The following is a 6,238-nucleotide window of genomic DNA, read 5'->3' as shown; positions in this document are numbered from 1 at the left end:
GTAGATGGAGTCGTTCGCGATGCGGATGGCTTCGTCTTCGGAGCGATAGGTCATCACCGCCAGCACAGGCCCGAACACCTCCTCCTGGCATAGGCGCATGTCGCTGCGGCAGTCGACAAATGCCGTCGGTTCGTAGTAGAAGCCGCGTTCGAGATGTTCGGGACGTTTGCCGCCGACCACCAGCCGCGCGCCGTCTTGTAAGCCCGCCTGAACGAAGGATTCAACTCGCTGACGCTGCTGATCCCTGATCAGCGGACCGACGACAGTTGCGGGATCACGCGGATCGCCGACGGTAATCATCGGAGCCATCGCTTTGAGGCCCTCGACATACGCTTCGAGCAGGTGCTCGGGCAACAGAAGTCGCGACGTGACGGTGCATGCCTGTCCGGCATGCATCAGCACCTGACCGAATCCTATTCCCGCAACGTCACTTTCGGTGACATCGCTGAGAACGAGGTGCGCACTCTTGCCGCCCAGCTCCAGCTGTGCGCGTTTCATCGTTGCCGCCGATAGTTCGCGGATGCGCCGACCGGTCGCCGTCGAACCGGTGAACCCGATCATGTCAACGCCTCGGTGCGTGCACAGCTCCTCTCCCACGTCGGCACCGCCCACGACCACGTTGAACGCCCCGGGCGGGAGGCCCGCTTCCTCGCCAACCTTGGCCAGCTCCAGGGCGTTCATCGGAGTCCATGGGTGTGGCTTGAGTACCACAGTGCAGCCGACAGCCAAGGCAGCCAGGCACTTCTGAATGTTGATCGAGAAAGGAAAGTTGAACGGCGTGATGACTCCGACCACCCCGACCGGTTCGCGGACCACTGTCACGCCGCCCAGGCCGGTCGGCGAAACCACGGGGCCGCCCGGTGTCTCCACCCACGTCACATCATGTTCGACGAACTCGCCGTAGTAGTGGGCCGCCTCGATGGCACCGCCAACCTGAATCAGGTCCGTGATGAAGGCGGTCGAGCCGATCTCGGCGACGATCAGCTCCCGAAGCTCCGCTTTGCGCTCGTCGAGGATCTCAGCGAACCGCTTGATGATCTTTGCCCGTTCCCGGACGGACATCCATGGCCATGGCCCTTCGTCGAAAGCCCGCCTGGCAGCCTCGATCGCCATGGCCGCCTGCTTTTGTCCACCCTCGACGACTCGTCCGATCAACTCCTCGGTGGCCGGATCGATGACGTCGATGGTGCCGAGGGCATTGTCGCTCAACCACTTACCGTCGATGAAGCTCTGGTACTCCCGCATCAAACGAATCCGTCGGCCAGTGAAAGGGATTGACTACGCCAGCGCCGGATACGGGGCGGGCTCAAAGTCGAAAACCCGGCGGGCATTGCCCTGCAGCACCTTGTACTTGTCGAGGTCGGACCGACCGTCGAGTGCCTTGTGAGCGGCCTGAAGGGAGTTGGGCCAAAGGCTGTCGGTGTGCGGATAGTCCGTTTCGATCATCACATTGTCGACGCCGATGAAGTCGAGATTGGCCGCCCCGAAGTCGTCCTCGATGAAACAGCCGTACATGTGGTCGCGGAAGAGCTGGCGCGGAGCCTTCGGGAAAATTTCAGGATCGGTTGGCACCGGGGTCAAGCGCATCGTGGCGGGGTCAACCGCCCAGTTGTTGGCGCGCAGGTATTGGTAGTCGGCGGCGACATGTTCAGCACGCTCGATGAGGTAAGGGATCCAGCCGATGCCGCCCTCGGCCAGCACGATCTTCAGATCGGGGTATTTCTGCAGCTTGCCCGAGAACAACCAATCCGTGGTTGAGTTCGCCAGATTGAGATTGATGTTGACCGCCTGAACCCCGAAAGGTGCGTCAGGCGACGTAGTGGGACTAACCGACGACGAGCCGATGTGTGTGCACAGCGGCATCTTCGTCTCGTTCACCACCGCGAAGAAATCATCCCATGCTCCCGAGTGGATGGACGGAAATCCCAGCGGGTGCAAGTTCTCCGAGAAGGCAATGGCTTTGGCGCCCTTGCCGGCGCACCGCAGCGTCTCCTCGACGGCCAGTCGGGTATCCCACAACGGGACGATGACCATTGGGATGTAGCGACCAGGCGCCGCCGCGCACCACTCATCGATGACGAAGTCGTTATAGGCCCGCACGCACTTGAGAGCCAGGTCGCGGTCACCGAGGTGTGCGAACATCTGACCACAGAACCGTGGGAAGAACGGAAAGTTCAGTCCCGCGATCACATGGTCCTCGTCCATGTCAGGGATGCGGGCGACCGGGTCGAAGTAGGCACGAGGCATCTCGTCGTAATTCACTGGCAGCGGCGAGTATTCGGGCGGCCGCTGGTGAGCCGCGACCAGGATGCCCATCACCGACGCGCGCGCTTGGTCGTATATCCACGTATCGACGCCGTCGATGCGCTCCACGTGTGGCACTCGATCGCGGTCGGCGGCCGATGCGCGGTCGACCCATAGGTTCGGGGGCTCGATGATGTGGTCATCGACGGAGATCATCCACTGAAGATCTTGCTTGTCCACGGGTTCCTCCCTGATGTCGCTATTACGTTGGCTGCGAGACGGATCGGCGGTCGCATGCCGCCTCTCACCGGCCGATGCGGGCGCCCGGCGTGAAGACGACGGGCAGGGCGCGGTAGCCCCGGGTGACCGAGTTCCCGTGAAAATCAACTTTTGCCCTAGGGGGGATGGCGTAGTCGGGTATCCGATTCAGGGTCTGTTCGACGCCCACCCGAAACTCGAGCCGGGCGAGATTGGAGCCCAGACAGCGATGGACGCCGGCTCCGAACCCGAGGTGGCGGTTTGTTTGCCGGTCGAGAATGCACTTGTTCGGCTCGTCGAACTCGCGCGCGTCGCGGTTGGCGGCCGCATAGTTCACGACGACCGTCTCACCGGGACAGAACTTGTGGTCGCTTAGTTCAACCTCTTCCGCGACTGAGCGATGCAGTCCGTGGACCGAACCGGCGAACCGGATGAATTCCTCTATCGCCGCGGGCATCAACCCGGCTTCGCGTACAAGTCGGTCGCGATCTTCGGGATGGGTGCCAAGATAGAAGAAGGCGAATGACATTGCGCTAGAGGTTGTTTCGAGCCCGGCTTGCACCAGCAGCATCACATTCGCGACAACGTCGTCGAAGCTCAATTTCTCGCCGTCGATCTCGGCGGCGAGTAGAACGTCGATCAGGTCGTCACGCGGCGGTTCACCACGACGCTTGTCGATCTCGTCGCGTACGCGGAGGTAGAGATTTGTCATCGAACCGTTCCGGATGTCTTCGCTCTCCCCATTGATCGCGAGGTCGGCTGTCTCGATGTAGAGCGGCACGTCCTCAACGGGCATGCCGAGTACGTACCGGAAGAACACGATCCCGGGTTGCTGCCATGCAACGTCTGCGAGATCGCCGCTGCCCAGCTCGATAAAATTGTCGATCAACCCATCGGTGACCGCGCGCACCTGGGGTTCCAGCTCCTTCATCCGGCCCGGAGAGAAATACGGATTGAGAACCTTGCGAAGCTGTTGCTGCCGTGGGGGATCCAAGGTGATCACGATGTCGCCGAACGACATCGGGTTGCCCTCGAGTCCCATGGGCTTGCTGGAGAAGCTGCGCCAGTTCCGCAAAATCTCGTAGCAGTCGTCGTAGCGAGTGGCGATCCACGCGCCCCCCGGCGTGGGGCCCAGGAATGGCACGTCCTGGTGACTGAACGGTCCGTTCTCCCGCATCACCGAGTAGACCTCGTAGAGGAATTCTTGATCGTTGAAATCCTCGTGACGAAGGTCGAGGTTCCGGGCGTGTTCCTCCGGTGATTTGCTCACCATGGGTAGTCCTTTCCGCCCCTGCCGACCTCGAGACACCGCCAGCGGTCAGCCCGGCCAGACAGCCACCACCGAGGGGCCGACCACAGTCCAGGCACGCCGCAGTCGTACCGCCGTCCACGTGCCATCTGCGCCGGCCCTCTGATTTCTCGCACACGCCGAAATTTGCTTTCGCAGCACAGTAAATGGTCGAATGCACGGAGTCAAGTCGCACTCGATAACTATCTGACAGCGCTTCGAATCGACGCGCCCGCGCAGTGTGCGCGAACGGGCGGCACGCGTGCAGGCTTCCGCTCAGCCGACGGGTGCTCGCTAAAGTATGTGTGATGACCACAGGCGCGCGGCGGCGAGTTCGCGACAAGGACGGCAAACAACGAGCCCTCCTTGAAGCGGCCGCTGAGGTGTTTGCCGAAGCGGGATACGCGGCCGCGGCGACGAAGGAGATCGCCCGTCGCGCGGACTGCTCGGAGGCGATGCTATTTCACTACTTCGGGGACAAGCGAGGCATCTTCGAGCAAGTCGTTTCTCGACAGATCGCGGACCTGGTCAGTGAGGCAGAAGAGCAAGTCGTGGCGGACCTGCCTACGCGCTTCGAGGACTATATCGAGCGGCTTTTCTTTGCGAGATTGAGGATCGATGACCGGGACAGCGGCGTTCCCGGCTGGGACATTTCCGGTCGGGCGTTGTCAGATCCAGACTTCTCGCTGCGGGTGCTGCAACCCAATCACGCACGCCGTACGGCCGTTATCGCCGAAGGCGTTCGCCACTACCAGGCCGCGGGGCAGATCCGGGCCGACGTCGACGCCGACCTGTTCGCCGAGCTGCTGGCCAATTTCATCATCTTCACGACGAGCCTCGGACCACGCTGGTTTGGTACGGCTGAGTCGGACATCCGCGCGCAGATCGAACTGGGTTCGCAAATCCTCGCCAAAGGGGTAAGCACGTCGACTACGAAGCCGCCCGCCAAACGCAGCGGGCGGGGCGAACGGGCCCCCAAGGTGCGTGCGGCCGACTGAAAGCTTAACGACTCAACCGCGGCCAGCGTTATCGAGTCACACTTGACACGTCAGCTTTCGCGTCGCTAGCGTCGTTGCAACCAAGCCGCAGCCATGCGGATGCAGAACACTCTGCTCGATCGGCACGAGCGTGAGGACAGGAAGTGGCGTGTGTGCACTCATCGGGGTGGGTAACTCACTTCGGCAGACATTGACACGGAAAGCCGCACGATGATCGCTCTGCGTGGGGTTCGTGTCGTCGAGTGGGCGACGGAAATTTCGGGCCCGTACTGCACCAAGTTGTTCGCCGACCTCGGAGCGGAGGTCATCAAGATAGAGAATCCGGACGGGGATCCGTTCCGCCGCAGAATGTTTGGCGATCGACACGACGACGGCGCGCTGTTCAAATTCTTGAACGCCGGCAAGCGTTCAGTCGTGGGCACTTCGTTGGCCGACCTGGAGCCTCTGATCGTTTCCGCCGATGTGTTCGTCGATTCTCTGGGCCCTGGGGCACTCGACCGCGAGGCCCTCCTACGGCGAGCGCCACACCTGGTGATCGTGGCGCTCTCTCCTTACGGGTTGACCGGACCGTACCGGGACCGACCCTCGACGGAGTTCACGATCCAGGCGGAGAGCGGAACCCTGGCGTTGCGAGGTCGTCCGGACCAACCGCCCATTCAAGCCGGTGGCCGAGTCTTCGAATGGGTGATGGCCAGCTACGCCGCCGTCGCGGCGGTTGGCGCATTGCGGCGGGTTCAACTCGGCGGCGCGGGCGAACTCGTGGACTGCTCATTGCTGGAGGCGTGTCACCTCAGCGCCAGCGGGTTCGCCGACCTCTACCACGGACTGGCCGGTCGCCCGCCATTGACCGTGCCGGCGCGACAGGTTGAAATCCCTTCCATCGAACCGACCGCCGACGGCTGGGTGGGCTTCAACACCAATACCCGCCAACAATTCGAGTCGTTCCTAGCGATGATCGGCCGACTCGACCTACTCGATGAGGACCCAGCCTGGGCCCTCGCCACGACCCGGTGGGAACGCCGGGACGAGTGGAATCGGATTGTGCGGGAATGGACGACGCAACGTTCCACAGACGAGATCGTCGCGTTGGCCTCCGATCTGCGGATCCCCGTCTCACCCGTCAACAATGGCCAGACCGTGTTGGACCACCCGCAGTTCGCGGCGCGCGGCGTGTGGGGCAGGTATGCCGACGACAGCTTTACCCACCCGTTGGCGCCCTACCGGATCAATGGCCGACGACCCGCCCCCACCGCCGGCGCTCCCCCGCTTGGCGAAATGGCAAAAGTACCCGCCCACAACAGGATTACGACCGGAGCCGAAGGTGCACCGCGACTTCCTCTGGAGGGCATACGAATTCTCGACGCGACAGCGTGGTGGGCGGGTCCCTCCTCCACCCACATTCTCGCCGCGCTGGGCGCTGAGGTCATTCACCTGGAGTCGACAGACCACC

Annotated in this window: 5 protein-coding genes; 2 read left to right on the top strand and 3 right to left on the bottom strand. The window is 62.6% G+C overall.

What is annotated here, in order from left to right; genetic code table 11:
- The 3 genes from A5659_RS25040 to A5659_RS25030 form a co-directional block, all read right to left on the bottom strand.
- On the bottom strand, positions 1–1,245 hold a 1,245-nt coding region (locus tag A5659_RS25040; protein ID WP_067185011.1), incomplete at its 3' end, for an aldehyde dehydrogenase family protein.
- A gap of 33 nt (positions 1,246–1,278) precedes the next feature.
- Positions 1,279–2,373, bottom strand: coding sequence for an amidohydrolase family protein (locus A5659_RS25035; RefSeq protein ID WP_231998012.1), 1,095 nt, complete (start codon positions 2,371–2,373; stop codon positions 1,279–1,281).
- Positions 2,374–2,548: 175 nt separating this feature from the next.
- A complete protein-coding gene (locus A5659_RS25030; RefSeq protein WP_197498204.1) occupies positions 2,549–3,775 on the bottom strand; it encodes a cytochrome P450 in 1,227 nt (408 codons plus the stop codon).
- A 323-nt stretch (positions 3,776–4,098) separates the two neighbouring features.
- Here A5659_RS25030 and A5659_RS25025 point away from each other — a divergent pair, with 323 nt between their 5' ends.
- Together A5659_RS25025 and A5659_RS25020 are read left to right on the top strand one after the other, a co-directional pair.
- Positions 4,099–4,788: a TetR/AcrR family transcriptional regulator gene (locus A5659_RS25025; protein WP_066880819.1), complete on the top strand. Its 690-nt coding sequence runs from the start codon at positions 4,099–4,101 to the stop codon at positions 4,786–4,788.
- Positions 4,789–4,998: 210 nt separating this feature from the next.
- A partial coding sequence (locus tag A5659_RS25020) for a CaiB/BaiF CoA-transferase family protein (RefSeq protein ID WP_197498202.1) occupies positions 4,999–6,238 on the top strand: 1,240 nt, incomplete at its 3' end.

The sequence above is a fragment of the Mycobacterium sp. 1165196.3 genome (assembly GCF_001673415.1).
Taxonomy (GTDB): domain Bacteria; phylum Actinomycetota; class Actinomycetes; order Mycobacteriales; family Mycobacteriaceae; genus Mycobacterium; species Mycobacterium europaeum_A.
Note: the sequence above shows the minus strand (reverse complement) of the source record. Positions and strands in the feature narration are given on the sequence as shown.

Bases quoted from the DNA above. Each gene is read 5' to 3' on its own strand.
- A5659_RS25030 (WP_197498204.1), bottom strand. From the start codon at position 3,775: ATGGTGAGCAAATCACCGGAGGAACACGCCCGGAACCTCGACCTTCGT.
- A5659_RS25025 (WP_066880819.1), top strand. From the start codon at position 4,099: ATGACCACAGGCGCGCGGCGGCGAGTTCGCGACAAGGACGGCAAACAA.